Origin of the sequence: Paracoccus chinensis (assembly GCF_900102885.1) — a bacterium.
Taxonomy (GTDB): Bacteria; Pseudomonadota; Alphaproteobacteria; order Rhodobacterales; family Rhodobacteraceae; genus Paracoccus; species Paracoccus chinensis.
Map to the genome: position 1 here is coordinate 39375 of NZ_FNGE01000002.1, position 25759 is coordinate 65133.

Annotated in this window: 30 protein-coding genes and 2 tRNA genes; 13 read left to right on the forward strand and 19 right to left on the reverse strand. The window is 68.1% G+C overall.

The window, feature by feature from the left end; translation table 11 throughout:
- Positions 1 to 6: 6 nt before the first annotated feature.
- Positions 7 to 83: transfer RNA gene (locus BLQ03_RS02080), tRNA-Arg, on the reverse strand.
- Between the two features lie 69 nt (positions 84 to 152).
- Positions 153 to 1559: a sensor histidine kinase gene (locus tag BLQ03_RS02085; RefSeq protein WP_090752216.1), complete on the reverse strand. Its 1407-nt coding sequence runs from the start codon at positions 1557 to 1559 to the stop codon at positions 153 to 155.
- A 256-nt stretch (positions 1560 to 1815) separates the two neighbouring features.
- Here BLQ03_RS02085 and rpmH point away from each other — a divergent pair, with 256 nt between their 5' ends.
- The 4 genes from rpmH (at position 1816) to ttcA (ending at position 3593) form a co-directional block, all read left to right on the forward strand.
- Entirely contained in the window at positions 1816 to 1950 is a 135-nt protein-coding gene (gene rpmH / locus BLQ03_RS02090) for a 50S ribosomal protein L34 (RefSeq protein ID WP_036703770.1), read from the forward strand.
- A gap of 86 nt (positions 1951 to 2036) precedes the next feature.
- Positions 2037 to 2438 carry a ribonuclease P protein component gene (gene rnpA, locus BLQ03_RS02095; protein ID WP_090752972.1) on the forward strand — a complete coding sequence of 134 codons (402 nt, stop codon included), beginning with the start codon at positions 2037 to 2039 and terminating at the stop codon, positions 2436 to 2438.
- The gene (yidD, locus tag BLQ03_RS02100; protein WP_090752218.1) at positions 2435 to 2668 is read left to right on the forward strand and encodes a membrane protein insertion efficiency factor YidD; all 234 of its coding nucleotides are present in this window, start codon (positions 2435 to 2437) and stop codon (positions 2666 to 2668) included. Before rnpA ends, yidD begins: the two co-directional genes overlap by 4 nt.
- A gap of 37 nt (positions 2669 to 2705) precedes the next feature.
- A complete protein-coding gene (gene ttcA / locus BLQ03_RS02105) occupies positions 2706 to 3593 on the forward strand; it encodes a tRNA 2-thiocytidine(32) synthetase TtcA (RefSeq protein WP_090752220.1) in 888 nt (295 codons plus the stop codon).
- Here ttcA and BLQ03_RS02110 read toward each other — a convergent pair.
- The 3 genes from BLQ03_RS02110 to BLQ03_RS02120 are packed head-to-tail and all read right to left on the reverse strand — an operon-like array spanning position 3581 to position 5441.
- On the reverse strand, positions 3581 to 4459 hold the full coding sequence (locus tag BLQ03_RS02110; protein ID WP_090752222.1) for a carbon-nitrogen hydrolase family protein: 879 nt from the start codon (positions 4457 to 4459) through the stop codon (positions 3581 to 3583). The two genes, ttcA and BLQ03_RS02110, sit on opposite strands and share 13 nt — an antisense overlap.
- Positions 4456 to 5037: a GNAT family N-acetyltransferase gene (locus BLQ03_RS02115; RefSeq protein ID WP_090752223.1), complete on the reverse strand. Its 582-nt coding sequence runs from the start codon at positions 5035 to 5037 to the stop codon at positions 4456 to 4458. The genes BLQ03_RS02110 and BLQ03_RS02115 overlap by 4 nt, the downstream gene beginning before the upstream one ends.
- Positions 5034 to 5441 (reverse strand): ketosteroid isomerase-related protein, encoded by a 408-nt coding sequence (locus BLQ03_RS02120; protein WP_090752225.1) that lies wholly within the window; start codon positions 5439 to 5441, stop codon positions 5034 to 5036. Before BLQ03_RS02120 ends, BLQ03_RS02115 begins: the two co-directional genes overlap by 4 nt.
- Before the next feature lie 128 nt (positions 5442 to 5569).
- Here BLQ03_RS02120 and BLQ03_RS02125 point away from each other — a divergent pair, with 128 nt between their 5' ends.
- A complete protein-coding gene (locus BLQ03_RS02125) occupies positions 5570 to 6940 on the forward strand; it encodes a phosphohexomutase domain-containing protein (protein WP_090752227.1) in 1371 nt (456 codons plus the stop codon).
- Here BLQ03_RS02125 and BLQ03_RS02130 read toward each other — a convergent pair.
- Together BLQ03_RS02130 and BLQ03_RS18560 are read right to left on the reverse strand one after the other, a co-directional pair.
- On the reverse strand, positions 6937 to 7611 hold the full coding sequence (locus BLQ03_RS02130; protein WP_090752229.1) for an ABC transporter ATP-binding protein: 675 nt from the start codon (positions 7609 to 7611) through the stop codon (positions 6937 to 6939). The genes BLQ03_RS02125 and BLQ03_RS02130 overlap by 4 nt on opposite strands.
- A gap of 10 nt (positions 7612 to 7621) precedes the next feature.
- Positions 7622 to 9403 carry a KpsE/RkpR family capsule polysaccharide export protein gene (locus BLQ03_RS18560; RefSeq protein ID WP_217629642.1) on the reverse strand — a complete coding sequence of 594 codons (1782 nt, stop codon included), beginning with the start codon at positions 9401 to 9403 and terminating at the stop codon, positions 7622 to 7624.
- 76 nt (positions 9404 to 9479) lie between these two features.
- On the opposite strand from BLQ03_RS18560, the gene BLQ03_RS02140 reads away from it, so the two are divergent.
- Entirely contained in the window at positions 9480 to 10319 is an 840-nt protein-coding gene (locus tag BLQ03_RS02140; protein WP_245688641.1) for an ABC transporter permease, read from the forward strand.
- Between the two features lie 4 nt (positions 10320 to 10323).
- On the opposite strand, the gene yihA is transcribed toward BLQ03_RS02140, so the two are convergent.
- The 5 genes from yihA to BLQ03_RS02165 all read right to left on the reverse strand — a co-directional run bounded on the left by yihA (position 10324) and on the right by BLQ03_RS02165 (position 15062).
- On the reverse strand, positions 10324 to 10980 hold the full coding sequence (gene yihA / locus BLQ03_RS02145; protein ID WP_090752232.1) for a ribosome biogenesis GTP-binding protein YihA/YsxC: 657 nt from the start codon (positions 10978 to 10980) through the stop codon (positions 10324 to 10326).
- Positions 10977 to 11735 (reverse strand): MOSC domain-containing protein, encoded by a 759-nt coding sequence (locus BLQ03_RS02150; RefSeq protein WP_090752235.1) that lies wholly within the window; start codon positions 11733 to 11735, stop codon positions 10977 to 10979. Before BLQ03_RS02150 ends, yihA begins: the two co-directional genes overlap by 4 nt.
- On the reverse strand, positions 11732 to 13591 hold the full coding sequence (yidC, locus tag BLQ03_RS02155; protein WP_090752238.1) for a membrane protein insertase YidC: 1860 nt from the start codon (positions 13589 to 13591) through the stop codon (positions 11732 to 11734). The genes BLQ03_RS02150 and yidC overlap by 4 nt, the downstream gene beginning before the upstream one ends.
- Before the next feature lie 98 nt (positions 13592 to 13689).
- The gene (locus BLQ03_RS02160; RefSeq protein WP_245688642.1) at positions 13690 to 14652 is read right to left on the reverse strand and encodes a 1-phosphofructokinase family hexose kinase; all 963 of its coding nucleotides are present in this window, start codon (positions 14650 to 14652) and stop codon (positions 13690 to 13692) included.
- 2 nt (positions 14653 to 14654) lie between these two features.
- On the reverse strand, positions 14655 to 15062 hold the full coding sequence (locus tag BLQ03_RS02165) for a metallopeptidase family protein (protein ID WP_090752243.1): 408 nt from the start codon (positions 15060 to 15062) through the stop codon (positions 14655 to 14657).
- An 89-nt stretch (positions 15063 to 15151) separates the two neighbouring features.
- Between BLQ03_RS02165 and gltX the strand changes: the two genes are divergently transcribed.
- Complete coding sequence (gltX, locus tag BLQ03_RS02170) at positions 15152 to 16480, forward strand: glutamate--tRNA ligase (protein ID WP_090752245.1); 1329 nt, start codon at positions 15152 to 15154, stop codon at positions 16478 to 16480.
- 88 nt (positions 16481 to 16568) lie between these two features.
- Here the strand turns inward: gltX and BLQ03_RS02175 are convergent, their stop codons facing one another.
- Genes BLQ03_RS02175 through exbB form a run of 3 tightly spaced genes read right to left on the reverse strand, consistent with a single transcriptional unit; the run spans position 16569 to position 18969 of the window.
- On the reverse strand, positions 16569 to 17495 hold the full coding sequence (locus BLQ03_RS02175) for an energy transducer TonB family protein (protein ID WP_090752248.1): 927 nt from the start codon (positions 17493 to 17495) through the stop codon (positions 16569 to 16571).
- Positions 17492 to 17950, reverse strand: coding sequence for a TonB system transport protein ExbD (gene exbD / locus BLQ03_RS02180; protein WP_090752250.1), 459 nt, complete (start codon positions 17948 to 17950; stop codon positions 17492 to 17494). The genes BLQ03_RS02175 and exbD overlap by 4 nt, the downstream gene beginning before the upstream one ends.
- Positions 17950 to 18969, reverse strand: coding sequence for a tonB-system energizer ExbB (gene exbB, locus BLQ03_RS02185; protein WP_090752251.1), 1020 nt, complete (start codon positions 18967 to 18969; stop codon positions 17950 to 17952). The genes exbD and exbB overlap by 1 nt, the downstream gene beginning before the upstream one ends.
- Positions 18970 to 19311: 342 nt before the next feature.
- On the opposite strand from exbB, the gene hemP reads away from it, so the two are divergent.
- The 3 genes from hemP (at position 19312) to bfr (ending at position 20281) form a co-directional block, all read left to right on the forward strand.
- Positions 19312 to 19437, forward strand: a complete 126-nt coding sequence (hemP, locus tag BLQ03_RS02190; RefSeq protein WP_090752976.1) for a hemin uptake protein HemP — start codon at positions 19312 to 19314, stop codon at positions 19435 to 19437.
- 86 nt (positions 19438 to 19523) lie between these two features.
- Entirely contained in the window at positions 19524 to 19778 is a 255-nt protein-coding gene (locus BLQ03_RS02195; protein WP_090752254.1) for a (2Fe-2S)-binding protein, read from the forward strand.
- Between the two features lie 17 nt (positions 19779 to 19795).
- Entirely contained in the window at positions 19796 to 20281 is a 486-nt protein-coding gene (gene bfr, locus BLQ03_RS02200; RefSeq protein ID WP_090752256.1) for a bacterioferritin, read from the forward strand.
- Between the two features lie 163 nt (positions 20282 to 20444).
- Here the strand turns inward: bfr and BLQ03_RS02205 are convergent, their stop codons facing one another.
- The 3 genes from BLQ03_RS02205 to BLQ03_RS02220 all read right to left on the reverse strand — a co-directional run bounded on the left by BLQ03_RS02205 (position 20445) and on the right by BLQ03_RS02220 (position 22793).
- Positions 20445 to 21404: a hypothetical protein gene (locus BLQ03_RS02205; protein ID WP_139166609.1), complete on the reverse strand. Its 960-nt coding sequence runs from the start codon at positions 21402 to 21404 to the stop codon at positions 20445 to 20447.
- A 234-nt stretch (positions 21405 to 21638) separates the two neighbouring features.
- Positions 21639 to 22571: a glycosyltransferase family 2 protein gene (locus BLQ03_RS02215; protein WP_090752261.1), complete on the reverse strand. Its 933-nt coding sequence runs from the start codon at positions 22569 to 22571 to the stop codon at positions 21639 to 21641.
- Positions 22572 to 22716: 145 nt separating this feature from the next.
- Positions 22717 to 22793, reverse strand: a tRNA-Met gene (locus tag BLQ03_RS02220).
- Between the two features lie 154 nt (positions 22794 to 22947).
- Here BLQ03_RS02220 and BLQ03_RS02225 point away from each other — a divergent pair.
- The 3 genes from BLQ03_RS02225 to BLQ03_RS02235 are packed head-to-tail and all read left to right on the forward strand — an operon-like array spanning position 22948 to position 24669.
- Positions 22948 to 23874: a DnaJ C-terminal domain-containing protein gene (locus BLQ03_RS02225; protein WP_090752263.1), complete on the forward strand. Its 927-nt coding sequence runs from the start codon at positions 22948 to 22950 to the stop codon at positions 23872 to 23874.
- Entirely contained in the window at positions 23871 to 24227 is a 357-nt protein-coding gene (locus tag BLQ03_RS02230; protein ID WP_090752265.1) for a hypothetical protein, read from the forward strand. Before BLQ03_RS02225 ends, BLQ03_RS02230 begins: the two co-directional genes overlap by 4 nt.
- On the forward strand, positions 24220 to 24669 hold the full coding sequence (locus tag BLQ03_RS02235; RefSeq protein WP_245688643.1) for a GFA family protein: 450 nt from the start codon (positions 24220 to 24222) through the stop codon (positions 24667 to 24669). Before BLQ03_RS02230 ends, BLQ03_RS02235 begins: the two co-directional genes overlap by 8 nt.
- Here the strand turns inward: BLQ03_RS02235 and BLQ03_RS02240 are convergent.
- On the reverse strand, positions 24654 to 25430 hold the full coding sequence (locus BLQ03_RS02240) for a 23S rRNA (adenine(2030)-N(6))-methyltransferase RlmJ (RefSeq protein ID WP_090752268.1): 777 nt from the start codon (positions 25428 to 25430) through the stop codon (positions 24654 to 24656). The genes BLQ03_RS02235 and BLQ03_RS02240 overlap by 16 nt on opposite strands.
- Positions 25431 to 25759: the final 329 nt, after the last annotated feature.

Below are 25759 nucleotides of genomic sequence, written 5' to 3' on the forward strand. Positions count from 1 at the left end.
GATGGATGGCGGACCCGGAGCGATTCGAACGCCCGACCCCCAGATTCGTAGTCTGGTGCTCTATCCAGCTGAGCTACGGGTCCGTCGTAGGGCGGCTAACTAGGTGCAGCGGCGGGGGGATGCAAGCGGAAAAAACACGTCGATGTCGTTTTTCACTCCGGCAGCCGGGAAATCTCGCGCGGCAGGCTGATCTGGAACTCGGTGCCCTCGGAATCGCTGCGCATCAGGTCCAGCCGCCCGCCGTGACCGCGGATCAGGTCGGCGGCGATGGCGAGGCCAAGGCCGGTACCGCCCTTGCGGATGCCGCCGGTGAAGGGCTGGAACAGGTTCTCGCGCGCCTTCTGCGGCAGGCCGGGGCCGGTGTCGCCCACACGGATGCACCAGTGGCTTTCGTCCTCGGTGGCGGAAATCTCGATGGTGCCGGGGCGGCGGGTGGCCTCGATCGCCTGGCGCGCGTTGCGGGCGAGGTTCGCCAGCACGCGGTAAAGCTGGTCGCGGTCGGCGCGGATGCGCATGCCTGCCGGGATGTCGGCGATGAATTCCACGGTGGCCTCGGGCACGGCCTCGCCCGCAAGCTCCTCGGCCTCGATGACCTCGGCCACCAGGGGGCGCAGGTGGAACAGCGTCAGCGAGGGCTGGGGCTCCTCGGCCTTGCCGAAGGCCAGCGTCGTTTCGCACAGGTTCACCGCGCGCGAGATCGCCCCCATCAGCTTGGGCGCGGCGCGGCGCACGGCGGGGTCGGCGCTTTCCTCGAGCCGGTCGGCGAGGATCTGACCGGTGGTCAGGATGTTGCGCAGGTCGTGGCTGATCTTGGCCACTGCCTGCCCCAATTGCGCCAGCCGCTCGCGCTGCTTCAGCGAGGCGGTGACGGTGCGCTGCATCTGGGCCAACGCGCTTTCGGCCTCGCGCACCTCGCCCATGCTGGCGCCGGGCGTGATGATGGTGCGGCTGTCCTCGGGCGAGGCGGCATAGGCGATCATGTGGTCGATCACGCCCCGGATCGGGCGCACGATCAGCCGCTGCGTGGCGAGGTTCAGCAGAAGCGCCGTCATCAGCGAGAAGGCCGCCGAGACCGCCAGCAGGCGCAGGGCGAATTCGATCATGGCCGCGCGCATGGGGGCGGTGTCCATGGTGATCTCGATCAGCTGGCCTGCCTGGCGCACGGGCTCTCCGATCACGCGGATGACCTCGGGGCGGGGGTTCAGCAGGCGGTGCAACGTATCGCGGACGCTGACGCCCCAGCTGTCGTCGCGCAGGTCGTAGGTGGCCGAGATCGGCTGCGGCAGCGGTGAGGACAGCACCAGCTGGCGGATGTCGTCGCGGCGCAGCACGACGTTGAAGACGCCCGCGTTCTCCAGCAGCTCGCTTTCCAGGTCGGCCGCGATTGATTCGTCGGTCGCCAGCAGGGCAAGGCTGGCGATCTGCGCCCGTTCCAGTCGCGTCTCGAGGTAGTCGCGGCGGAAGTTCGTGACGCTGGGAACGAGAATGAGGATCTCCGCCAGCACCACGAACACGATCGTCAGCAGGGCGAAGCGGCCGGATATGCTGTTGAAGTTCATGTCGTCCCGTATCGTCGCAGAGCCGGGCACCGGCAATCGCATCGGCCCTGGCGGCGCTGCGGATCAAACATATGTGATGAGCGCGCAGTTCCCAAGGGTGGATGATCGCGCCGTTACGTCTGGAAGAGGATGTCGGGTTGTCGTTTCTGTTGACTCGGGCACATGCGCGTCATATCAGCCGGGCTTCGCATTCCCGGCGCGCTTGCGTGGGCTGACGGCCCATACCCTGCGCGCCCTTGTTGTTGGAGCTACGACGATGAAACGCACCTTCCAGCCGTCGAACCTGGTTCGCGCCCGCCGGCACGGCTTCCGCGCCCGCATGGCCACCAAGGGCGGCCGCAAGGTCCTGGCCGCGCGCCGCGCCAAGGGCCGCAAGGTCCTGTCGGCCTGATCGGGCATGGGCCTGTGGCCGATGCGCTGACCGCTGACGCCCCGGCACCCGCCGGGGAGGACGGGGCAGGGCGCAAGGCCGCGGTCATGACCACGATGACCCGGCGCGCGGATTTCCTGCGCGCGGCATCCGCCCGTCGTCAGGGAACGGCGGGCTTTCTGCTGCAGGCACGCCGCCGCGACCCGGCCGAACCGGTTGAGCCTTCGGGCGCGATGCGGGTGGGCTATACCTGTTCCAAGAAGCTCGGCAATGCCGTGGCCCGCAACCGTGCCAAGCGCCGGCTGCGGGCGATTGCGCGCGAGGTGATTCCGGCCGAGGGGCGAGGCGGCTGGGACTATGTGCTGGTCGGCCGTCCCGAGGCGACCGCCACCCGCGACTTCGCCGAGATGCGCGCGGATCTTGCCCGTGCGCTGGCCCGCGTCCATGCCGGCCCCGAGCCCCGCAGCCCCGATCCGGGCGCCCAGCCCCGCCGAAGGGGCAAGCGATGAGCCCGATGGCCCGAATTGTTGCGCTGCCGGTGCGCGCCTATCGGCTGCTGCTCAGTCCTTGGGTGGGCCATGCCTGCCGCTTCCAACCGACCTGCTCAGCCTATGCCTTGGAGGCGCTGGAATGCCACGGAGCGCTGCGCGGAAGCTGGCTGACCCTGCGCCGCATCGGCCGCTGTCATCCCTGGGGCAGCTGGGGCCATGATCCCGTGCCCCCGAAGACCCGCCCGTGACCTGCCGCGCCCGGACCACTCACCTGAAGGCCGCCTGATGCTGGACGACGCCACCGACACCGCCGACGAGACCGAGATTCACCCGCTGTTCCGCGGCGCGCCCTCGTCCACCGAGTTCCGCAAGCTGCGCAAGCGCCTCGTGCGCGAGGTCCGCGCCGCCATCGAGACCTATCACATGGTCACCCCCGGCGACCGCTGGCTGGTCTGCCTGTCGGGCGGCAAGGACAGCTACACCTTGCTTGCCGTGCTGCACGAACTGAAATGGCGCGGGCTGCTGCCGGTGGACCTGCTGGCCTGTAACCTCGACCAGGGCCAGCCGGGATTCCCTGCGACGGTGCTGCCCGAGTTCCTGACCGAGCGCGGCGTGCCGCACCGGATCGAGTACCAGGACACCTATTCCGTCGTGAAGGCCAAGGTGCCCGAGGGGCGCACCTATTGCAGCCTGTGTTCCCGCCTGCGGCGCGGCAACCTGTATCGCATCGCGCGCGAAGAAGGCTGCAGCGCGGTCGTGCTGGGCCACCACCGCGACGACATCCTGGAAACCTTCTTCATGAACCTGTTCCACGGCGGCAGGCTGGCCTCCATGCCGCCGAAGCTGCTGAACGAGGAGGGCGACCTGAACGTGCTGCGCCCGCTGGCCTATGTCGCCGAGGCGGATTGCGAGCGATTCGCCCGCGCCATGAACTATCCGGTGATTCCCTGCGATCTCTGCGGCAGCCAGGAGGGCCTGCAGCGGATGCAGGTCAAGAAGCTGCTGGACGAATGGGAGACCCGCAGCCCCGGCCGTCGGCAGGTGATGTTCCGGGCGCTGACCAACGTGTGTCCCTCGCATCTGCCCGACCCGGCGCTGTTCGACTTCGCCAACCTCGCGCCGGAACAGGCGCCCGCCGGGGACGTGCCCCGGCTGCGTGATCAGGCGGACTGAACCGGGACGGATTCGCTTTCCGGCCAATGCGCGAAGGGCAGCACCCGCCCGTCGCGGCGGCTTTCGGCGATGCGGTCGAGGTCGATCTCGGCCTTGACCCAGCCCGGCGCGTCCATCGCCCCTTCGGCCACGATCCCCGTTTCCGGCCACAGCCCGTCCGGAGGCGCGTAGATCGCGGCAATGCCCCGGTTCTCGTCGATGGCGGGGTTCCAGTCGCAGTCGCCCACGGTCGGGGCCTGCACGACGACGCACTGGTTCTCCAGCGCGCGCGCCATGCAGCCGATGCGGACGCGCATGAAGCCCGCCACGCTGTCGGTGCAGCTTGGGGCGAGGATGATCTCGGCCCCCGCCTCGGCCAGCTTGCGGGCGAGCAGGGGAAACTCGCTGTCGTAGCAGATGGTGATGCCAAGGCGGCCGACGGGCGTATCAAAGACCTGCAGGCCCGGCGCGCCGGTCACGTCCCAGTCCTCGCGTTCGAAGCGGGTCATGATCTGCTTGTCCTGCTGCCCGATCCGCCCCTGCGGCCCGAACAGCACCGCCCGGTTCACCGGCCGTTTGCCAGGCGAAGGGAAAGCGGGACCCGAAGCGGCGAGGATATGGCAGTCATGTTCCGCCGCCAGCCGCGCGTGGAGCGCGTCCCGCGCGGCCTCGTGGCGCGCGACCTCGTGAAGGCTGGCTTCCAGGTCGCGGGCGATTTCGTGGCCGCCGAGGCTCGCCAGTTCCATTGCGCCATATTCGGGGAAGACCAGCAGGTCGCAGTCGGCGGCCTCGGCGACCCAAGCCGTGATCTTGGCCTCATAGGCCGACAGGTCGTCGAACCAGTCGAAGGGATAGGCGGCGGCGGCGATGCGGACGGCGCGGCTCACAGCGGTTTCATCCAGAACTGCAGTTGCTTGGTCGTCTCCTCGGCGTCGCCCAGGTCGCGCCAGTGGAAGCTGGCGATGACGCCGGGCAGGGGCTCATAGCCGCGCTTGCGCCAGAAGCCATCGAGCGGGCGGTAGTCGGCGGGCCGGGCCGGATGGTCGGCAGGCCGGATGACCGAGCAGAAAGCCGAATACCGCCGTCCCAGGCTGCGGGCCTGTTCTTCGCGCCCGTCGAAGAAGGCGTGGCCCAGGCCGTGGCCGCGATATTCGGGCAGCAAGACCGATTCGGCGCAGTAGAAGATGTCCTCCAGCCGCTCAGGGCGGTCCGCGAAGGCGGCGGCGAAATCCTCGGCGTGGTCCTCCATCGGCGCGCCGGTGGCGGCCCCGACAATGCGGTTTCCATCCAACGCCGCGACCACGACCGCTCCGGGGGCGGTATAGGCCTTGAGATACTCGCGCTCATAGGCCCGGTCACCGTCGTAGAGATAGGGCCAGTCGCGGAAGACCGCGATCCGCAGCCGGGCGAGATCGTCCAGCGCCCCCGCCACGGCCTCGCCGGTCAGGATGCGGGTCGTGATCACGAGACCTGCCGGATCCAGTCGGCGAGGTTGTAGTAGGTCGTCACCCGCGCGATCTTGCCGTCCCGGATGGCGAAGAAGGTTCCGGCGGGCAGGCGATAGCTCTGGCCGCGCGCCTCCGGCAGGCCGGGGTCGGTCTTGAGATAGGTGCCGTTCACCACGAACTCGGCGGCGGCGCTGGAGCCGTCCTCGTTGGCGAAGATCACCATGTCGGTGAGGTTCTCGCGGTAGGTCTCGCTCATGTGCCGGTTGAAGGCGGCGAAACCGTCCTTGCCGCGGCGGATGCCGCCCTCGTTGACGTGATGCTCGAAATCGTCGTGCAGCATGGCCTCCATCGCCTCGGGTTCGCCCCGGTTGAAGGCGTCGTAATAGGCGGCGATCAGCTGCTTGGTTTCGGCTTGGGACATGGGCTTCCTTTCCGTGGTTTCCCAAGGACTAGCGGGGGGCGCGGCGAAGGTCAGCCCCCTCCGAAGGTCGGACGGCTTGCGCGTCCCTTGCGGCTTGGGCAGGGTCGCGCGACCACAGGAGAACGCCCATGACTGCCCGCACCATCACCTGCTTCAAGGCCTATGACCTGCGCGGCCGCCTGGGCGAGGAACTCGACGAAGACGTGGCCTGGCGCGTGGGCCGCGCCTTTGCCGCGCGTCCGGGCACGCGGCGGGTGATCGTGGGACGCGACGGGCGGGAAAGCTCGCCCGCCCTGGCCGCGGCGCTGATGCGCGGGCTGGTCGAGGGCGGCGTCGAGGTGCTGGACCTCGGCCTTGCCGGAACCGAGGAGATGTATTTCGCCACCGATTACCTTGGTGCGGACGGAGGGATCGAGGTCACGGCCTCGCACAATCCCATCAACTACAATGGCATGAAGCTGGTGAAGGCCGGGGCCGCCCCGCTCGATCCCGCGACGGACCTGGTGGAACTGGCGCAGGCGGCGCAGGCGGGCGAGTTCCTCGAGGCTGCGCCGGGCCAGGTGACGGACGCCAGCGGCACCCGCGCGGACTACGCGCGGCGCGTCTGCGATTTCGTGGAGGCCTCGGCGGTGGGGCCGCTGAAGCTGCTGGTGAACGCGGGCAACGGCGTGGCCGGATCCGCCTTTGACGCCATCGCGGCGGAACTCGCTCGGCGCGGGGCGCGGCTTCAGATCGTGCGGATCAACCACGAGCCGGACGCCAGCTTCCCGAACGGCATCCCGAATCCGCTGCTGCCGGAAAACCAGCCCATGACGGCCGACGCGGTGCGGACGCATGGGGCCGATCTTGGCGTGGCTTGGGACGGCGATTTCGACCGCTGCTTCATGTTCGACGAGACCGGCCGCTTCATTCCCGGGGAATATGTCGTGGGGCTGCTGGCCGAGGCCTTCCTAGCCCGCCATCCCGGCGCACGCATCGTCCACGACCCGCGCGTCGTCCTGAACACCCGCGACATCATCGCGCGGGCAGGGGGCGAGGCGGTGCAGTCCAGGACCGGCCATGCCTTCGTCAAGCAGGCCATGCGGGAAAGCGGCGCGGTCTATGGCGGCGAGATGTCGGCGCATCACTATTTCCGCGACTTCGCCCATGCCGACAGCGGCATGATCCCCTGGCTGCTGGTGGCCGAACTCATCAGCCGCTCGGGTCAGCCCCTGTCCCGGCTGGTAGGCGACCGGATGGCCGCCTTCCCGTCCTCGGGAGAGATCAACTTCCGCCTGTCCGACCCCGAGGCGAGCCTTGCCCGCGTGCTGGCGGCGATGGAGGCGCAGGCCATCGCCCGCGACGATACTGACGGCATCAGCCTTGAATACCCGGACTGGCGCTTCAACCTTCGCCGGTCGAACACCGAGCCCGTGGTGCGGCTGAATGTCGAAAGCCGAGGCGACGCCGGGCTGGTCGCGGCGAAGGTGGCCGAGATATCGGCCCTGCTGGCGGGCTAGTCGCCGATCGTGTCCGGCACGCCCATCACGTATTCGTGGTAGGCGATTGCGTCGTCGATGTTGTCGAAGAACGTCAACTGCGCCCGGTCCAGCACGGCTCCCATGTTGCACAGCCGCCGGATCATCGGCATCGAGTGGCTGACCACGATGGCCGAGGACCGCTGCATCCGGTCCGCGAAGACGCGCTGCGACTTTTCCCGGAACTCGGCGTCGCCGACGCTGGTCACCTCGTCCACCAGATAGGTGTCGAAGTGGATGCCCATGCTGCATCCCATCGCCAGCCGTGACCGCATCCCCGAGGAATAGGTGCCAAAGGGGGCGCGGTAGCTGTCGCCCAGTTCCGCGAAATCGGCGACGTAGTCCACCAGCGCATCCGTATCGACGCCGTAGATGCGCGCCACGAAGCGGACGTTCTGCGCCCCCGTCAGGTCGGGGTGGAAGCTGCCCGCAAAGCCCACCGGCCACGAGATCGTGCCGTCCGAGACGATCCGCCCTGATGTGGGCAGTGCCGTCCCCGCGATCATGCGCAACAGCGTCGATTTTCCCCCGCCGTTGCGCCCCAGAAGCCCGACCGAGGCGCCGGTCGGGAAGACCGCGTTCATCCGGTCCGCGACCAGCTTCCGCCGCCCGTCGGTGTAGTAGATCTTGGTCAGGTTCTCGAGCCGGATCATCCCCCCCGCCTCAGCGCCGGTCCCGCACGCTGTAGTAGACCAGGATCAGGATCGACCACAGCACGAAGGCGAGCCCCGCCCCCAAGGCCAGCAGCCAGGGGCGCGACGGCTCCAGCGAGCGTTGCGCCACCGTGGGGGTGATATGGGCGGCCAGATAGCGGGTCTGCCGCTGCGCGGTGGCCAGCGCCGATTCATAGGCGACCCGCGCCGACTGGTGCGCGCCCTCGGCGAACTCCAGGTCGACCTTCAGGCGCTCGTATTCGCCCATCAGCTGGGCGTAGTTCTCGCCCTCGGGCGTGTCGCCGCCGAACTTGTCGCGTTCCTGCTCGATCTGCTTCTCCAGCGACTCGACCCGCAGTTCCGCCTGCTTGATGCGCTGGTCGCCGGGCCGGGCGTTCTGGCGCAGCTGGTCCAGCGCGACCTGCGACTCGGCCAGCTGGCCCTGCAGCGAGGTCATCACGGTCATCTGCGCGCCCAGGTCGATCGTCGGATCCACGATGCGGGTACGCACGCGGAAGGCGGTCATGGCCTGGCGCGCCTCGGTCAGCACACTGCGGGCCTTTTCCAGCTCGGCCTCGGCCTGCCGGGTGGCGTCCAGTCGCGCCTGGTCCGACAGCCCGTTCACCACCTTCTCGCTTTCGGTGAAGATCGTGTCGGCGATGGCCTTGGCGTCCTCGGGCGTGAAGGCGCTGACCTTGACGGTGATGATCCCGGCCGAGTCGTCGTAATAGATGCGGACCTGGCGGCGCCAGTATTCGGTCAGGTCCTCGATGGTGCCTTCGGGATCGAAGGTGAAGACGAAGTCGCGCGGCCAGGGGCGCGAGAACATGGTGCGGATGTCCAGCGCCGCATCCGTCCGCTGCACCAGGTCGGGCGAGCGGATGAATTCGTAAAGGATGTCGGTGTCCGAGGCCGTTCCTGAGGACGACCCCCCGAAGATGCCGCCGAACATGTCCATCGAGGGCATGCCTTCCTCCCGGCGGACCGAGAAGCCGACGGTCGAGGAGAACTGGTCGGTGGCCCGCGTCCACAGATAGGCGCCCCACAGCGCGCTGGGCAGGATCACCAGAAGGAACAGGCTGACGAGCAGCACCCAGTGGCGGCGGCGCGGGCGGGCCACGGGGGCAGGTTCGGCCACCGGCTGATGGACGCCGCCCGCGGGCGGGATTGCAGGCGGGGGCGGAGACGCGGGCCGCGCGGCAGGCGGCGGCGCGGCGGGGCGCGCCGGGGCGGGAACCTGCGCGGTCTGGGCTGCCGCGGCGGGCGGCTGGGCGGGCGCTCCTACCGGGCGGGCGGCCGCGGCACGCGCGGCGGCTGCGGCGGTGGCCGCATCGGCGGGAATCAGGCGACCCGGCGTGGGCTGCGGCGCGGATCCCGCAGGCGTGGGATTCGGCCGGGGCGGCGCGGCTGCGGCCGCCGGATTGCCGGCGGGCTGGGCTGCGGGTGCGGTGGGCGCGGCCTTGGCAGGTCCAGCCTCTGCGGGCCTTGCGGCGGGCTGGGAATTGGGGACCTGGACAGGCGCGGCCCCTTTCGACGCCGCAGGCTTTGGCGTGGCGGGCGCCGCTTGTGCGGGCGAGGAAGCTGCGGCTGCGGGCCTTGCCTCGCCGGGCGATGCCGGTCGGGCCGGTCCCGCCGCTGCCGAGTTGGCCGGTCCGCCCGCAGCCGGACTTGCCGCCCCGGGCGCGCCCGGCCAGGCCGGGCCGTTCGGCAGTGCGGGGTGCGAGGCCGGGGCGGGACGGTCCTGGCCCGGCGGCTGTGCCTGGGGCGCGGCTTGGGGACGATCGCTGGCCATCTGGGCTTTCGCTGCTTCCAATTTACCGGCAGTTGTTACAGAGCCGACCCAACGAATGCCAGCCTCAGCAGTATAAATGTCCGACAGCCTCACCCATCCGCAAAGGCCCGCACCGCCCGCGCCCCCGCGGCGTCCGCCGAACGGGCTGTTCCGCATGGTGCGCACCGTGGCGGCCCTGATCCTGCGCGAGATCGCCACGACCTATGGCCGCTCGCCCGGCGGCTATGTCTGGGCGCTGGCCGACCCGATCCTGGGGGTGGCGCTGCTGACGCTGGTGTTCCAGCATGCGCTGGGCAACACCAATCCGCTGCTGGGGACCAGCTTTCCGCTGTTCTACGCGTCGGGCTATCTGCCCTTCCAGATGTATCACGACATTTCCAACAAGACCGCGCAGAGCCTGCGCTTCTCGCGTCCCTTGCTGGCCTATCCCGCGGTGACCTTCGTGGATGCCCTGATCGCGCGGCTGATCCTGAACGGCGTGCTGCATGTCATCGTCTTCACCGTCCTCGTCGGCGGCATTGCCATTGTCCAGCGCATACCACTGGTGCTGGATGTCGGCGTCGTGCTGCACGCGCTGGGGCTGACGGTCCTTCTGGGCGGGGGGATCGGCACGCTGAACTGCTTTCTGATCATGCGCTTTCCCGTCTGGGAACGGGCCTGGTCGATCCTGACCCGGCCGCTGTTCCTGATGTCGGGGATCTTCTTCACCTACGAGCTGATGCCGTCGGTGGTGCGCGACGTGCTGTGGTGGAACCCGGTGCTGCATCTGGTCGGGCTGATGCGGCGGGGCATCTACGGCGTTTATCCGGCCGACTATGTCAACGAGGGCTATGTCGTGACCCTGTCGCTGATCCTGCTGGTCAGCGGGCTGCTGCTGCTGTGGCGGCGCTATCGCGACCTGCTGGAGATGGCCTGAAGCCTCAGCCCGCCGTCAGCCCCTCGATGATGGCGCGCAGGGTGGGGATGCCCTCGCCCTTCTCGGACGAGGTCACGACCAGCTCGGGATAGGCGGCGGGGTGCTTCTGCAACTCGCCCTCGATCTGGATCAGGACCTGCTCCAGCGCGCTGCGCCCCATCTTGTCGGCCTTGGTCACAACCACCTGGAAGGGCACGGCGGAACGGTCGAGCAGCGTCATGATCTCGTGGTCCACCGGCTTGATGCCGTGGCGCGCGTCGATCAGCGCAAAGGCGCGGCGCAGGTTGGGGCGGCCCGCCAGATACTGCTTCAGCAGCGCCTGCCATTTCTGCACGACCGCGACGGGCGCTTGGGCGTATCCGTAGCCCGGCAGGTCCACGAGGTAGCCGCGCTCGCCCAAGGCAAAGAAGTTCAGCTCCTGCGTGCGCCCCGGCGTGTTCGAGGCCCGCGCAATGCCCTTGCGCCCCGTCAGCGCGTTGATGAGGCTGGACTTGCCCACGTTCGAACGCCCGGCGAAGCAGACCTCGGGGCGGTCGGCCGGGGGCAGGCCGTCCATGGCGACCACGCCCTTGACGAAATCCACGGGGCCCGCGAACAGCAGGCGTCCCGCCTCGGCGACCTCGGCTTCTGGTTCTGGGGCAGGGGGGAAGGCAACCTTCACAGGACTTCGACCTCGTCTCCGGGGCGGATGGTGCCGCCGGTCTGAACTTCGGCGTAGATGCCGAAGTCCTTGTGCCAGAACTGGTCCTGAAGGGCCTGCGGCATGTCCACGTCGGCCCGGCCGGTGGCGGTGTCCACGCCGGTCGCGGCGCAGCGGCCGATCCGCTCGGTCAGCTTCAGCACGACGGTCTGGCCGATGCGGATACGGTGCAGCTGCATGTCGCGCTCGGCATAAGCGTCCCAGCCGTCGATCCACAGGTTCGCCCGCCAGCGGCGGGTGCCCAAGGGCTGGCCGAGCCGGCCTTCCAGGTCGCGCAGCGAGGACAGCGACAGGATCGACAGCCACGGGTGGTTCACGTCGGTCAGCGCCTGCGGCGCCTCGACCAGCTTCGCGGCAGGAGCCTTGCCGCTGGGCGTCCACAAGGGGGACAGCCAGTCCAGCAGGGCGCGTTCGTCCCGCAGGGGATCAAAGCGCAGCAAGGGCAGGTCGGGATGCGACAGCACCAGGTGATCGCCGTCCCAGCCGCCGCTGATCGCCTGCAGGGGCGCCGCCGCGACCCCGCGCACGAAGGCGGACTTGGGCAGCCAGCGGCGCAGATCCTCGCCGTCGAGATGCTGGAGCGCCGCCGCGTGCAGGACCGCGAAGCGGCGGTCGCCGGGCAGGGGCGCGCCCGCGGTCAGGCTGACCTCGGCCAGCTCCTCGCCCCCGATCGACTTGACCGGGTAGCGGAGGATATGGGCCAGCCGCGCGCTCATTTCCGGGCGCTGCGCTTGGGCAGGCCCGAGCGGATGTTGCCGAACAGGTCGGGCCGGTGGCCGTGCATCGACATGATCCCGTACTGCTGGATGATCGTGATGATGTTGTTGGTGATCCAGTAGAGCACCAGCCCCGAGGCGAAGCCACCCAGCATGAACATGAAGATCCAGGGCATCCAGGCGAAGATCATCTTCTGCGCCGGATCGGTGGGGGCCGGGTTCAGCTTCTGCTGCAGCCACATGGTGATGCCCAGCACGATCGCCAGCAGCGGCAGCGACAGCGAATGCAGCATGGTCCCCTGCGCGGGCGCGTCCCAGGGGAACAGCCCGAAGAGGTTCAGCAGCGACGAGGGGTCCGGCGCCGACAGGTCGCGGATCCAGCCGATCCAGGGCGCGTGGCGCAGTTCCAGCGTGACGAAGATCACCTTGTAGAGCGCGAAGAAGATCGGGATCTGCAGGAGCAGCGGAAGGCAGCCCGCCGCCGGGTTGACCTTGGCGTTGCGATACAGCGCCATGACCTCCTGCTGGTACTTTGTCCGGTCGTCGCCGGTGCGCTCCTTGATGGCCTCCATCTCCGGCTGAAGCTCGCGCATCCGGGCCATCGAGACATAGGACTTGCGGGCCAGCGGGAAGACTAGCGCCTTCAGGATGAAGGTCAGCGCGATGATCGACCAGCCCATGTTGCCGATCACGCCGTGCAGCCAGTGCAGCAGGCGGAAGATCGGCTTGGTCAGGAAGTAGAACCAGCCCCAGTCGATCGAATCGACGAAGCGGTCGATCCCCTTTGACTGCTGGTAGCCGTTGATGGCTTCCCATTCCTTCGCCCCGGCGAAGAGGTAGCTGGAGGAGGTCATCTGCGTGCCGGGCGCGACGGTCTGCATCGGCATGCGCGTCTCGGCCTGGTAGATGTCGGCGCCCGGCGCGTATTTCACGACCGAGGTGAAGGCTTGGCCGGGCGCGGGAATCAGCGTGGTCATCCAGTACTTGTCGGTGAAGCCCACCCAGCCGTTTTCCGTGACCTCGGTGATCTCGGCAGGACCCTCGGCGCCGGCCGCGTCGAACTTGGCCATGTCCTTGTACTTGGCCTCGAGCAGCTGGCCGTCGCTCATGCCGACCGCGCCTTCGTGCAGGATGAAGAAGTTCTGCGTGTCGGGCTGGCCGTGGCGGGCGAGGATGCCGTAGGGGGCGGCCACGAAGGGGGCCGAGCCGGTGTTCTCGACGCTCTGCGTCACGGTGAACAGGTAGCGGTCGTCCAGCGCGAAGGTGCGGCGGAAGATCTGGCCCGCGCCGTTGTCCCAGGCCAGCGTCACCGGCTGGTCGGGGCCAAGCACCGTGCCGCTTTCCACCGTCCACAGCGTCGCGGGCGAGGGGACCCGCGCCGGGTCCACGCCGGGTCCCGGCATCCAGCCGTAGACGGCGTAATAGGGTTTCTGCACCACGACCTCGGGGTCGGCACCGGGCGCGATGGGCGTGCCCTCGGTCGTCACGCGCGGCTGCGCGGTCGGCGACAGAAGCCGCACGAAGGGAGAGTTCGGGTCCAGCGTCTCGCGGTAGCCGGTCAGCAGGATGTCGTCGATCCGGCCCCCCGCCAGCGAGATCGAGCCCTGCAGCGAGGGCGATTCGATGGGGACGCGCGGCGCGGTCAGCACCGGGTCGTCGGCCGCGCCGATCAGGGTCGGTCCCGGCGCCTGGTCGGCCGGCGCGCTGGGCGCGACTGCCCCGGTCGCCGTCTGCTGCGTCGTCGTCGTCGGGGCCACAGGCTCGGGCGGCGGCGGCGCGAAGAAGGCATACCACCCGATCATGACCAGCGCCGACAGCACCATGGCAAGGATCAGGTTGCGGTTGTTGTCGTCCATCCTCGGACCCCGGCTTCTTGCGAGAAATACGCGCCGCTTCAAGCGGACCCCCCTGCAAAGGTCAAGCCAATAGCGGGTGAGGGCGCGCCTGCGGCCCCTCAGATCGGGGTGACGACGCGTTCCTCGTAAAGCCGGGCCACGTCCTCGGGGCGGCAGAGGTCGGTCGCAGGCGTCATGCAGGCCGCCGCCGCGGCCGCTGCGGCCAGCGCCAGCGCGTCCGCCACGGCCATCCCGCGCGCCACCGCCAGCGTATAGCCCGCAACGAAGCTGTCGCCGGCGCCGACCTTGCTGATGACGGGAACGGGCGGCGCTTCGGCGTGCCAGCGCCCCTCGGGGCAGGCCACGATGTTGCCGTCCGCCCCCCGCGCCACGATCACCGACTGCGCCGCGCCTGCCTGCACGAGGCCAGATGCGAAGTCGGCCGTGTCCTTGCGGGTGGGCAGGGGACAGCCTGCCAGCCCCTCCGCCTCGGCGTCGTCCATCCGCAGGACCGCGATGGGCGCGTTGCGCGCGGCCGCCACCGCCGCCAGCGCCGCGCCCGAGGTGTCCACGAACATCCGCGTGTCGCGCCCGGCCATGCGGCGGGCCAGCGACACCGCGAAATCGGGCGGCACGCCGGGCGGGTTCGAGCCGGAAATCACCAGGATGCCGCCCTGCGGCGCGGCGCCCACGATGGCGTCCAGCGCGCCCCGCACGTCCGAGGGGCGCCATTCCGGCCCCGGCAGGACAAAGCGGAACTGCGCGCCGTTGCTGCGGTCGATGACCGACAGAGACTGCCGCGTCTCGCCCGGCGCGTTCAGCCGCAGGACGGGCAGGCCGGTTTCATGCAGCAGGTCGCAGAGCCGCGAGCCCGTCGCGCCCCCCAGCGCCACCAGCGCGCGGGACCGCCCGCCCATGTTGGCAATGGCGCGGCTGACGTTGATGCCGCCGCCGCCGGGATCGATGTCGGGGGCCTCGCAGCGCAGCTTGAGGTCCGGCACCACCTCGTCGGTGCTGGTCGAGATGTCCAGCGCCGGGTTCAGCGTGACGGTCAGGACCGGCGCCTGGGGCTGCGGAGCCAAGATCATTCCCACCACCGATCGATCCGGGCGATGTCGCCGTCCGACCAGCCGAAGTGATGGGCGAATTCGTGGATCACCACGTTGCGGACCAGCGCGCCCAGGCTCACGTCGCCGCGTTCGGCCCATTCGTCCAGGAGCGCGCGGCGGAACAGCCAGACGGTGTCGGGGAAATGCTGGGGCTGGCTGGGCGACTTCTCGGTCTGGGGGATGCCGTCGTAAAGGCCGGTCAGCTCCAGCGGGTCGTCGATTTCCAGTTCGTCCAGCACGTCCTCGCCGGCCACGTCCTCGACCCGCAGGATGACCGCGGCGGCATAACCCGCGAACTCGGGCGGCAGGCCCGCCAGGACCTCGCGCGCAAGCGCCTCGATGTCGTCGGCAGAGGGTGCTGAGGCCTCGGTCCAGTCGGTCATGGCATTCCCTTGGCGGTTGGGCGGCATCGGGGGCCGATATGGACAAGAATCGCCCGGTGTGAAAGAGCGGGCGGATCAAGGAGACGCCGATGACCACGACCCGTTTCGCGCCCTCGCCGACCGGCCATATCCACGTCGGCAACCTGCGCACCGCCCTGATGAACTACCTGATCGCCCGCAAGACCGGCGGCACCTTCATCCTGCGGCTGGACGACACCGACCGCGAGCGGTCGAAGCAGGAATACGCCGACGGCATCCAGCGCGATCTGGAGTGGCTGGGGCTGCAGTGGGACCGGATCGAGCGGCAGTCCGATCGGCTGGACCGCTACGCCGAGGCCGCCGACCAGCTGCGCGCCGCGGGACGGCTTTACGAGGTCTTCGAGACACCGACCGAACTGGACCTCAAGCGCAAGAAGCAGCTGAACATGGGCAAGCCCCCGGTCTATGACCGCGCGGGGCTGAACCTGTCGGACGAGGACCGCGCGCGGCTGCGGACCGAGGGGCGCGAGGGCTACTGGCGCTTCAGGCTGGACCAGGAACGGATCGAATGGCCGGACGGCATCATCGGCGATGTGTCGATCGACGCGGCCTCGGTCAGCGACCCGGTTCTGATCCGCGCGGACGGGCAGGTGCTCTATACCTTCGCCAGTTCCGTGGATGACGTGGACATGGGCGTGACCGACATCGTGCGCGGCGCCGACCATGTGACCAACACCGCGACGCAGATCCAGATCATCAAGGCGCTGGGCGGCACGCCCCCGCGCTTTGCCCACCATTCGCTGCTGACCGGCCCGCAGGGCGAGGAACTGTCCAAGCGCCTCGGCACGCTGTCTCTGCGCGACCTGCGCGAAAAGGGCGTGGCACCCGAGGCGCTGCTGTCGCTGATGGCGCGGCTGGGGTCGAACCAGCCCGTCGCGCTGCGGATGTCGCTGGACGAGCTGGCTGAGGGCTTCGACCTTGACCAGTTCGGCGCCTCGCCCACCAAGTTCGACGCCGAGGATCTGTGGCCGCTGACGCGCGAACGCAACCAGCACCTGCCCTATGAGGCGGTGCGGGACCGGATCGCGGCCATGGGCGTGCCGGATGACATTGCCGAGCAGTTCTGGTCGGTCGCCCGGCAGAACATCACGCGCTTGGATGATCTGGGCGAATGGTGGACGCTGATGCGCGACGGCGCCCAGCCGGTGATCGCCCCCGAGGACGCCGAGTTCGTGGCCCAGGCGCTGGCGATGCTGCCCGCCCGTCCCTGGACCGGGGCGACCTGGGGCGAATGGACGGGCGCGGTCAAGGCGTCGACGGGCCGCAAGGGCAAGGGCCTGTTCATGCCGCTGCGCAAGGCCCTGACGGGCATGGACCACGGCCCCGAGATGGGTGAGCTGATGCCCCTGCTGCAAAGGGTGCCCGCCGCCGAGCGGTAAGCCCGAAACGACAAAGGCGGCCCGTGGGCCGCCTTTTTTCATGCGTTCCGCCATTGGCAGGGCGGTCCCGCAGGGGGCCGGGTCCGTCTTATCTCAGCCTGATCGCAATGGGCTGGGTGAACTGGACCGACTGGCCGCTGGGCGGTGGAGGCAGGTTCGGCATCCGCGCGGCCTGCCGGGCGAGCGCAGCGTCCACCGAAGGGTCGCCGGTCCCCCGCGCCAGCTGGGCGCTGGTCGCCCCGCTGGCCGAGACGCTGACGGTGACAGTCGCCTGCACGGTCCCGCCCCGCCGGCCGGAAACGCGGGTCCGGCTCATGTGCTTGCTGACTGTGGCGCCGGCGCGCTGTTTCCAGCTGGCCTGCGCCTTTTGCGAGTTGCCCCGGGACGAGCTGGAGGTCTGGCGCGACTCGCTCTGGCCCTGCTGACCCTGGCGCGAGGCGCGGGACGGCTCGCGCCTTTCTTCCCGCCGCTCGGTCCGGGGCTGCTCGCGGTCGCGCTCGCGCCGCGTTTCACGGCGGGGCTCCTCCTTCGGCTCCTCGCGGGGCTCTTCCCTGGGCGGCTCGCGCCGGACCAGCCGCTCGGGGCGGCGCAGGGGCGGGGGAACGATGGCGGGCTCGGTTTCCGGGGGCGGGGTGAGGCTTGCGAAATCCGGGGGCGGCATCGGCACGACCGGCGGCGGGACGAAGTCCGGCACGGGCTCGGGCGGGGCCAGGTCCGCGAAGTCGGGCGGGAGCAGGGGCTCGATCTCGGGCGGGGTGAACTCGGGTTCCGGCTCGGGTTCGGGTTCCGTTGCGGGCGGGGTTTCCGGCTCGACCGCTTCCTCGCTGGGGGCAGCGGCAGGTTCAGGCGCGCCCGCGGGCGGGGGCGCGAGGTCCAGGGGAATCGCCTCCGGTGCGGGGGGAAGGTCCTGCCCGGGCTGGCGCATCGCCCAGGCGGCCACCGCGACATGGGCCGACATCACCAGCGCCCCGACCGCGAGCCAGGCGCCCGCGCCGCCTAGGCGGCCGCCGCTCATGGCGTAGCCGCAAGCGCCGCGGGGGGCGCGCTGGCGCGGTCCAGCCCGACCAGGGCGATCTTCAGGTAGCCCGAGTCGCGCAAGCTGTTCATCACCTCCATCAGGTCGCCATAGGCCACCGCCTGGTCGGCGCGCAGGTAGATGCGGGTTTCCGGGTCGCCCTCGGTCGCGGCGGAAAGTTCCGCCGCCAGCGTCCCGGGCGCGATGGCGCGGTTGCCCAGCGACAGCGCGAGGTCGGGTCCCACCGTCAGCCAGACGGGCGTGTCGGGGCGGCCCGACACGGGCGCGTTCGACACCGGCAGGTCCACGTTGATGTCCACGGTCGACAGCGGCGCGGCGACCATGAAGATGATCAGCAGCACCAGCATCACGTCGATGAAGGGGGTGACGTTGATCTCGTGGTTCTCGACCAGATCGTCGTCGCCGCCCGGCTGGTTCCGGATGCCCCCCGCCATCAGACCCGGAGCCCCGCGGCAGCGCGGTCGAGGTCGCGGCTGACCAGCCGCTCGACGCTCGCCGCCGTTTCGTTCAGGCGCAGCCGGTAGCCGGTGATCGCGCGGGCGAAGAAGTTGTAGATCACCACCGCCGGGATGGCCGCGACAAGGCCGATGGCGGTGGCCAGCAGCGCCTCGGCAATGCCGGGGGCCACAACGGCGAGGTTCGTGGTCTGCGCCTCGGAAATGCCGATGAAGCTGTTCATGATCCCCCAGACGGTCCCGAACAGACCCACGAAGGGCGCGGTCGAACCGATGGTGGCCAGCACGCCCGTGCCGCGCCCGATGTGCCGCGCGGCCCGCGCCTGGATCTGGCCCAGGTGCGAAGCGATGCGCTCGCGCACGCCGTCGGGCGACAAGCCCGAGGCCGAGCGGTTCAGCTCGCGCGCCGCCGCCCGCAGCATCCGCGCGTCCGGGCCCCGCCCATCCGCGCCGGACAGGGCCGCGCGCAAAGATTCGGCCGCCTCGATCCGGCGGGCACCCCGGCCGATCGCGGACATGGCGATCAGGTATTCGAACAGCTTCACGATCAGCACGGTCCAGGTGACGACCGAGGCGAAGACCAGCCCGAGCATCACTGCCTTCACCACGATGTCGGCCTGCCGGTACATCCCCATCGGCGACAGGTCATGGGGCAGGGTCTGGGCCGGGATGGTCTCGATGGCCGGAGCCGCCGGTGCTGCCGGGATGGGCGCGGCAGGCGTGGCCGCTTGTTCAGGAGCCGTGGCCGGGACCGCAGGGGCAGCCACATCGGCCTGGGTGGCAACTGGAGCCGTCGCGACTGCGGGAAGGGACTCGGGCGCAACCCCGGGGACGGCTGCGCTAGGCGAAGGCGCCTGCTGCGCGGGGGCGCCTGCCGTGGCAGGTGCGGTTTCCTGCCCTTGGGCCAGCGCCGGAGGCGCCACTGCCAGAACGCCGAGGGCGATGGCTGTGGCAAGCGAAAGGCCGGTCGGGGCGGTGCGGGACAGTTCAGGCTTCATGGACAGACCTTGCTGGGCAAAGTGCGGGCAGGCCGCGTTCAACTCGGGTCCAAACAGACCTGACCATTCCTGTCAACTATGTACCGGAACAAGGCCGCCACGAAAGCCGACCGCCTTTGCAGCGCCGGCCCGCACATCGAGGCCTTTCTCCGCAACGCCGCGCCCGCCACGGCGAACGGCGCTCCGGACCGGAGAGCGCCCCTGCACCCCGGGAGAAATTTTCCGTTGACAGACTCGATGCCCGACGTAAGAACTCGAACATACCCGAGTGAACTTCTCAACTAACAGGAGGCTCAGATGAACGATCTTACCTTCCACGGAACGGATCGCACGCCCGTCCGGATGCCGACCCCCCTGCATGAAGCGACCACGCTGACGGCAGGCGGCCACCTGGCGCAGATCGCCCTGGCCGACCAGATCTATACCCTGCGGATCACCCGCGCCGGAAAGCTGATCCTGACCAAGTGATTTCCTCCCCTACGCCCAGCCCCTGACAGGAAGCCCGGCCTCATGCCCTTCTCGTTTCACCTGCCCGCCGCAGCCGGGTTGTCCCGATGATCGTCTGCCACTGCATGGGCATCAGCGATGCCGATATCCGGGCCGCGGTCGGCTGGATGCGCGCTTCGGATGCTGATACGATCGTCACGCCCGGCAAGATTTACCACGCTCTTGGAAAAAGCGCGGATTGCGGCGGGTGCATGAAACTGTTCGTTGCGACGATGCGCGCCGCTGACGGCTTTGCCGTGGACTCAGGCCAGAGGGCAGTGCCCCCGGTGCTGCGCGGACTGCGTCAAGGCGCGGCGGGCTGAAAGCAGAGGGGCTGTCCATGAAGGGTGATCCGAAGGTCATCGACTATCTCAACGCCGCGCTCAGGTCCGAGCTGACGGCCGTCAGCCAGTACTGGCTGCATTATCGCCTGCAGGAGGACTGGGGCTACGGCCGGATCGCCGACAAGTCGAAGGCCGAATCCATCGAGGAGATGCACCACGCCGATCGTCTGATCGAGCGGATCATCTTCCTGGAAGGTCACCCGAACCTGCAGAAGCTGGACCCCCTGCGCATCGGCCAGAACCTGCGTGAAACGCTGGAAGCCGACCTCGCGGCCGAGCACGAGGCGCGCACCCTCTACCTCGAGGCGCGGAAATACTGCTCCGAGATCAACGACCAGGTGTCCAAGTCGCTGTTCGACGACCTGATCGAGGACGAGGAAGGCCACATCGACTTCCTGGAAACGCAGCTGTCGCTGATGGACGAGATCGGCGTCCAGAACTACGGTCAACTGAACGCCAAGCCCGCCGACAAGGCGGAGTGAGGCACGGTTTTCAGTCGTAAATGGATAGCGCCGCCCTGCAAGGGCGGCGTTTCAGTTTTTGTTGATTGGCTCTGCCCGTTTCCTGATCTTCCAGTTTTTCATTCAGTACCGACTGCGTTAACCTTTTCCCAAGCGGAAAGAAACTTTGAACCTGCAAAAAAGATCAGCTTTGGCCCTTTCTCAGGCGTTTGAGATGCCGCCGGGCAAACCCGCTTTCAGGATAATCTAGTGCCAAGCGTTCGGTCGCGGAGATCGCAAGGCGCTTGTGGCCCCGACTCTCAGCCTCGGCCAAGACCTTGCGCTGCCAGTCGATATTCTGGCGCCGCATCCGCAGCCTTCTTGCAAATTCGCGGCGGTCAAACTGATCCTGCACAACTTCCTGCACAATCCAGGGCAGCATGCCGAAGGCTTTGAGATAGCGTATCGCGCGATGGCCCATATGGGGTGCGTGCAATTGCACCACGTTTTCGCCGGTCAGGCGACTTGCATGGGCACGATCCTCGGCCACAAAAGGGTCGTATATCAGGTAAACTCTGGAAGCATGGGGAATGGCCTCTGCGGCATCACGGAAAGGCAGCAAGTGCCAGTCCCATTTGCGCGCATCGTAGCGATACCGTCCCTCAAATGGGACCAGCTCCCGGGCCAGGCTGCTTTGGGCGCTGAAGGCGAGCACAACAGAGCCGGGCAGCAAGGCCGAATAGGTCAGAGCAGCATATCCCCCCATTGAGGCGCCGCAGAAGATAATGTGCTTGAACTCGCCAAAAAAACCTGTGTCCCGCAGTGATCTGATCAGCCTCGGTGTATCTTCGTTGCGATACCAGTCCTTCTGCCTCGCAATCATGCCAAGGTTCGAGACGCCGGCTGCTTCTGCAACAGAGGCGAGCCATGGCCGGGAATGTTCGTATTTGCCGACAGTTCCAAGATTGTCGAAGGTGACGAGGAGGACATCCGAGCGCCGGATGAACAGGGCATCTACCAAATCTCCTTCCAGCAGGAAATGAGCTGCGCCCTTCGATTGCGCCACATCGGAAATCCGCGGAACCAGATGGTAGTGTCGAGAACCAGAGGGATCGCTGGGAGAGTGCGTGTGTGAAATATTCACCACGGAAGTTTGCTTATTCATAGAAATTCTCTTGCTAGTTTCTTAGGCTCTTGGAGATGCTGCTAAACGTGCAGAAGAAGCGCCGAATGTTTGTATTGTAAGGGCAAAAGGGAGTTTGTCATCCCTTTCCAGGGGCAAGTTCAGGCAGGAGAGATAACTCAGGTTCAGCATGTAACAAGCTAGGGTTTGATAAGGTGCCATCCTCTGCGCCGAAGCTCTGAAAATCAGTCCAAGTTGCTATCCGCATACCCAGACTCAAGCAGCAGGAGGAGCATGTTTCAGTAGATGGGGCTCGGGCGGGATGACGCGGACAAAGCCCGAAGCGATGCATTCAGCCAGGACATCCGGCGGCAAGGTCGCCATTTTTAGGTAAAGCTGCTCCAGAGCCGTTTCTCCGGCAAGGGCCGCCTCCGCAATCAGCTTTTGCTGCCGTTGCCTGAACTTCCCGGCCAAGGGCGTGGCAACATCGCCATTGATCCGTCGAAGGTGCTTTTCCTTCCACAGCTCGGGCGAGAGCGTATCGTAATGCCGCAGGATCATCTGCTCCGAGACTTCGTGCATCCGAAACCCTGCGATCTCGCTCCTTCTTTTGGCGTGCAGCGGCATTCGCCCGACAGGGGCACGAACCCGGATAAAGGACTTGCCGATCGGATGACCCCAGAAGCCGTGATTCGACGCTTCCCATATGCCGCCATAGGCGCGCTGCGAGATTTCGCCGTAAGCCTTGCCCCGGCCCTTCCTGTAGAAGATCTTGAAATAGGGCGTGTCAAACATCCGGTCGCGCTCAGGCACGGAGTCATATACCGCTTCCGCAGTCCGGATGCGGACGCCCCCGACAATGCCGGGAAGGGCGCCAAGTACCTCGGACACCGCCTGCTCGGACCAGATCAGCTCGTCCACGTCGCAATGCAGGATCCAGTCCGTCGAACACTCGTTTTTGGCTTGGGTCGCGTTATGCACTTGGCGCTTTTCCAGTGCTTCTGGACGGCCGGACTGCCACCAGCGCTCGTCGCAAACGGTGTTCTGCACCCCATCCCTCTGGACTGAGAACGCCATCTCCGGATCGTCATGGAACAGGAACACCTGACGCGCGCCCAAGGCGAGGTAGTGGCACGCAAACAGATCGCAAAGCGAGTGGCTCGCGCGGACTGTTGCAACCACGCTCCAGGTTTCGGTTGCAAGCTGCATATCGTCCACGGGGCTTCGACTCTTAAGCAATCCTATAAAGGCAAATGTCAGCCTGCGTTTGTCCCGGAAGGCGCAGAATCTTTATAGAAAAGATTGCGGCAACGATGCGTAGGCATGCAAGCCTTCGGACGCGTCAGCCTCGGGATGGTAGCGGAGGAGGGATTTGAACCCCCGACACAAGGATTATGATTCCTCTGCTCTAACCAGCTGAGCTACTCCGCCCCATGCATCCCGCGAGGGGTGCGCGGGATTTAGGGCGCGACTCGCGGGGCGTCAAGCGGAATCCGCAAAGCCGCCGCTTGCCTCTGCGGCAAGGGCCGTGCAGGGAAACCGGGGACGCCTCGGGGCGTTTCACGGACAAAGCAAGGGGTTGCAGATGGCGGACGATCCGTATGCCGCACTGGGCGTGTCGAAGACGGCCAGCGATGCCGAGATCAAGAAGGCCTACCGCAGGATCGCCAAGACGGATCACCCGGACCTGACGGACGATCCGAAGGCGCATGAGCGCTTCAAGGCGGCCTCGGCCGCCTACGACCTGCTGAAGGACCCCGCCCGGCGCGCCCGCTTCGATCGGGGCGAGATCGACGCCCAGGGGCAGGAGCGTCCTCAGCGCCGCTATTACCGCGACTTCTCGGAGGCGCCGGACAATCCCTATCGCGGGCAGGCGGACTACGGCGATTTCTCGGACGTCTTTTCCGATCTTTTTGGCGAGCGCGGCTTCCGGCAGGGGGGCTTCGGGGGCGGTGCGCGCAGCTTCGACATGCGCGGGCAGGACCACCGTTATACGCTCGAGGTCGATTTCATGACCGCGGCGCGGGGCGGCACGACCCGCATCACCCTGCCGGACGGCAACGTGCTGGACGTGAACATCCCGGCCGGCACCCGCGACGGCCAGACCATCCGACTGCGGGGCAAGGGCGGCGCGGGCATGGGCAACGGCCAGCCGGGCGACGCGCTGCTGGCGGTCACCGTGCGCGAGGACCCCGACTGGCGGCGCGAGGGCGACGACGTGACCACGGTGCTTCCGATCTCGCTGGACGAGGCGGTGCTGGGGGGCAGGGTCCAGGCGCAGACGATCGACGGGCCGGTGATGCTGACGATTCCGCGCGGCGCCTCCTCGGGGCAGAAGCTCAGGTTGCGGGGCCGGGGGCTGGCCGGGTCAGGCGGCAAGCGCGGGGACCAGCATGTCGAGCTGCGCATCGTCATGCCGCCGCAGGTCGACGACGAACTGGCCCGCTTCATCGAAACCTGGCGCAAGGACCATGCCTACAACCCGCGCGCCGCAGGGGGGAAAGGACGATGATCCGCCATTCGATGACCCGCGACGAGATCCTGTCGCTGATCCCCGATCTTTCGCCCGAGGCGCTGGCGGCGCTGACCGAGGCGGGCGTCATCCAGCCCCTTCTGGGCGAGGGCGAGCCGCGCTTCCGCGAAATCGACGCCGCGCGCCTGCAGCTTGCCGTCGAGCTGGAGGAAATGTTCCGGCTCGACCCCGAGGCCCTGGGGCTGGTCCTGTCGCTGATCGACCAGCTGAACGGGATCAGGGGAGAGATGCGGGCGGTGCTGGGCGCGCTGGCGGAAGAGCCGCCCGAGACCCGCGCCCGGCTGCGCCGCGTGATCCACGAGACGCGGCTTCTGCGGGTGCGGCGTGAGTGAGCGAATCCACCTGCGGCCCGGCGGCCCCGCGCCGGACATGGCCGAGGCTCAGGGTGGCTGCCACTGCGGCGCGGTGCGGTTCCGTGCAGCCCTGGCGCAGGGGCTGGGTTCGGCGGGCCGCTGCACCTGTTCCTATTGCCGGATGAAGGGCAGCATCTGGGTCACGGTGGCGGACGGGGGCTTCCGGCTGCTTTCGGGCGCTGGCGATCTGGAAACCTATCGTTTCGGCTCGGGTGTAGCAGCCCATCATTTCTGCCGGGTCTGCGGCATCAACACGCACCACCACCGCAGCTCGGTTCCCGGCCAGGTCGCCGTCAGCGCGGCCTGCCTTGACGGCGTGAGCCCCTTCGACTTTCTCGAACTGCCGGTCTGGGACGGCGAGCGCGAGGCCTCGGGGGAAGGGGACCTGCTGGCGGGCGTCCTGCGCTACAGTCCGGCATAAAGCACGGCAAGACGCTCGGCCTCGGCGTCCAGCCCATAGGGCGGGTTGATGATGAACATCCCCGATCCGATCATGCCGTGGCCCGCGCGTGCGGGCGGAAAGCGGACCTCGGACAGCAGGGCCTGCGGGTGATCCGCCCTCAACGCACCTGCCATGGCGCGGTGCCGTTCGTCGGCAAGGATCGGATACCACAGCGCGATCACCCCCACGTTCCACTTGCGCGCCATGCGGGCGATCCAGCCGGGGATGCGGTCATAGTCGGCCTTGACCTCGTAGCTGGGGTCGATCAGCAGCAGCCCGCGCCGCGGCATGGGCGGGATCAGGGCATTCGCCATCGCGAAGCCGTCCTGCTGGTGAAGCCGCGGGAAACCCGCGACCTCGGACAGGGCGGCGTGTTCCGCCGGGTGCAGCTCGGCCAGATGGGTCATGTCGCCGAGCCGAAGGAAATGTGCCGCGATCAGGGGAGAGCCGGGATAGGCCCGCGGGCCGAAGCGGTCCCGGACCGCCGCCAGTGCCTCTGACAGGGGATGATCAGGCGGCAGCCAGCCCTGGGCCAGCGCGCGGGTGATCCCGGCCTCGGCCTCCTGCGTCCGCTGTGCGGCCTCGGAGGCAAGGTCGTAAAGGCCCCGCCCGGCATGGGTCTCGATATAGCTTAGCGGCTTCGGCTTGGCCGTCAGGTGCGACAGGGCCGTGGCGAGCAGGGCGTGCTTGTGCACATCCGCCAGGTTTCCCGCGTGATACGCGTGCTGATAGGACAACATGGCTCGTCCCTAGCCGCCGCGTTCCGGATTGGAAAGAGAAGGAAGCGGCGACCCCGGGGAGGAGGAGAGGGGTCGCCGCCGACAACGCGCCCAGGGAGGAGGAGGGGCGGCGCTGCATCCGGATCGCTACCGGGGAGGAGGTCGGCTGCGATCCATGTGCACAAGATGCCTTTGATGCTGCGATTGCACAACGCATGTTTGCGCTGGTCTGTTATGCGTTTCGTGCATGGAATAAACAGGAACATGCCTGCAAGTAAGTCAATTGTGTGACAGGAATCGCACTTGCTGCCGCTAAATCACCCATAAGATGTATCACCTATGCGTGTGAC

Excerpts from the sequence above, each read along its gene's own strand:
- BLQ03_RS02085 (WP_090752216.1), bottom strand. The coding sequence starts at position 1,559 with ATGAACTTCAACAGCATATCCGGCCGCTTCGCCCTGCTGACGATCGTG.
- rpmH (WP_036703770.1), top strand. The coding sequence starts at position 1,816 with ATGAAACGCACCTTCCAGCCGTCGAACCTGGTTCGCGCCCGCCGGCAC.
- rnpA (WP_090752972.1), top strand. The coding sequence starts at position 2,037 with ATGACCACGATGACCCGGCGCGCGGATTTCCTGCGCGCGGCATCCGCC.
- yidD (WP_090752218.1), top strand. The coding sequence starts at position 2,435 with ATGAGCCCGATGGCCCGAATTGTTGCGCTGCCGGTGCGCGCCTATCGG.
- ttcA (WP_090752220.1), top strand. The coding sequence starts at position 2,706 with ATGCTGGACGACGCCACCGACACCGCCGACGAGACCGAGATTCACCCG.
- BLQ03_RS02120 (WP_090752225.1), bottom strand. The coding sequence starts at position 5,441 with ATGTCCCAAGCCGAAACCAAGCAGCTGATCGCCGCCTATTACGACGCC.
- BLQ03_RS02125 (WP_090752227.1), top strand. The coding sequence starts at position 5,570 with ATGACTGCCCGCACCATCACCTGCTTCAAGGCCTATGACCTGCGCGGC.
- BLQ03_RS02130 (WP_090752229.1), bottom strand. The coding sequence starts at position 7,611 with ATGATCCGGCTCGAGAACCTGACCAAGATCTACTACACCGACGGGCGG.
- BLQ03_RS18560 (WP_217629642.1), bottom strand. The coding sequence starts at position 9,403 with ATGGCCAGCGATCGTCCCCAAGCCGCGCCCCAGGCACAGCCGCCGGGC.
- BLQ03_RS02140 (WP_245688641.1), top strand. The coding sequence starts at position 9,480 with ATGTCCGACAGCCTCACCCATCCGCAAAGGCCCGCACCGCCCGCGCCC.
- BLQ03_RS02150 (WP_090752235.1), bottom strand. The coding sequence starts at position 11,735 with ATGAGCGCGCGGCTGGCCCATATCCTCCGCTACCCGGTCAAGTCGATC.
- yidC (WP_090752238.1), bottom strand. The coding sequence starts at position 13,591 with ATGGACGACAACAACCGCAACCTGATCCTTGCCATGGTGCTGTCGGCG.
- BLQ03_RS02165 (WP_090752243.1), bottom strand. The coding sequence starts at position 15,062 with ATGACCGACTGGACCGAGGCCTCAGCACCCTCTGCCGACGACATCGAG.
- gltX (WP_090752245.1), top strand. The coding sequence starts at position 15,152 with ATGACCACGACCCGTTTCGCGCCCTCGCCGACCGGCCATATCCACGTC.
- BLQ03_RS02175 (WP_090752248.1), bottom strand. The coding sequence starts at position 17,495 with ATGAGCGGCGGCCGCCTAGGCGGCGCGGGCGCCTGGCTCGCGGTCGGG.
- exbD (WP_090752250.1), bottom strand. The coding sequence starts at position 17,950 with ATGGCGGGGGGCATCCGGAACCAGCCGGGCGGCGACGACGATCTGGTC.
- exbB (WP_090752251.1), bottom strand. The coding sequence starts at position 18,969 with ATGAAGCCTGAACTGTCCCGCACCGCCCCGACCGGCCTTTCGCTTGCC.
- hemP (WP_090752976.1), top strand. The coding sequence starts at position 19,312 with ATGCCGACCCCCCTGCATGAAGCGACCACGCTGACGGCAGGCGGCCAC.
- BLQ03_RS02195 (WP_090752254.1), top strand. The coding sequence starts at position 19,524 with ATGATCGTCTGCCACTGCATGGGCATCAGCGATGCCGATATCCGGGCC.
- bfr (WP_090752256.1), top strand. The coding sequence starts at position 19,796 with ATGAAGGGTGATCCGAAGGTCATCGACTATCTCAACGCCGCGCTCAGG.
- BLQ03_RS02205 (WP_139166609.1), bottom strand. The coding sequence starts at position 21,404 with ATGAATAAGCAAACTTCCGTGGTGAATATTTCACACACGCACTCTCCC.
- BLQ03_RS02215 (WP_090752261.1), bottom strand. The coding sequence starts at position 22,571 with ATGCAGCTTGCAACCGAAACCTGGAGCGTGGTTGCAACAGTCCGCGCG.
- BLQ03_RS02225 (WP_090752263.1), top strand. The coding sequence starts at position 22,948 with ATGGCGGACGATCCGTATGCCGCACTGGGCGTGTCGAAGACGGCCAGC.
- BLQ03_RS02230 (WP_090752265.1), top strand. The coding sequence starts at position 23,871 with ATGATCCGCCATTCGATGACCCGCGACGAGATCCTGTCGCTGATCCCC.
- BLQ03_RS02240 (WP_090752268.1), bottom strand. The coding sequence starts at position 25,430 with ATGTTGTCCTATCAGCACGCGTATCACGCGGGAAACCTGGCGGATGTG.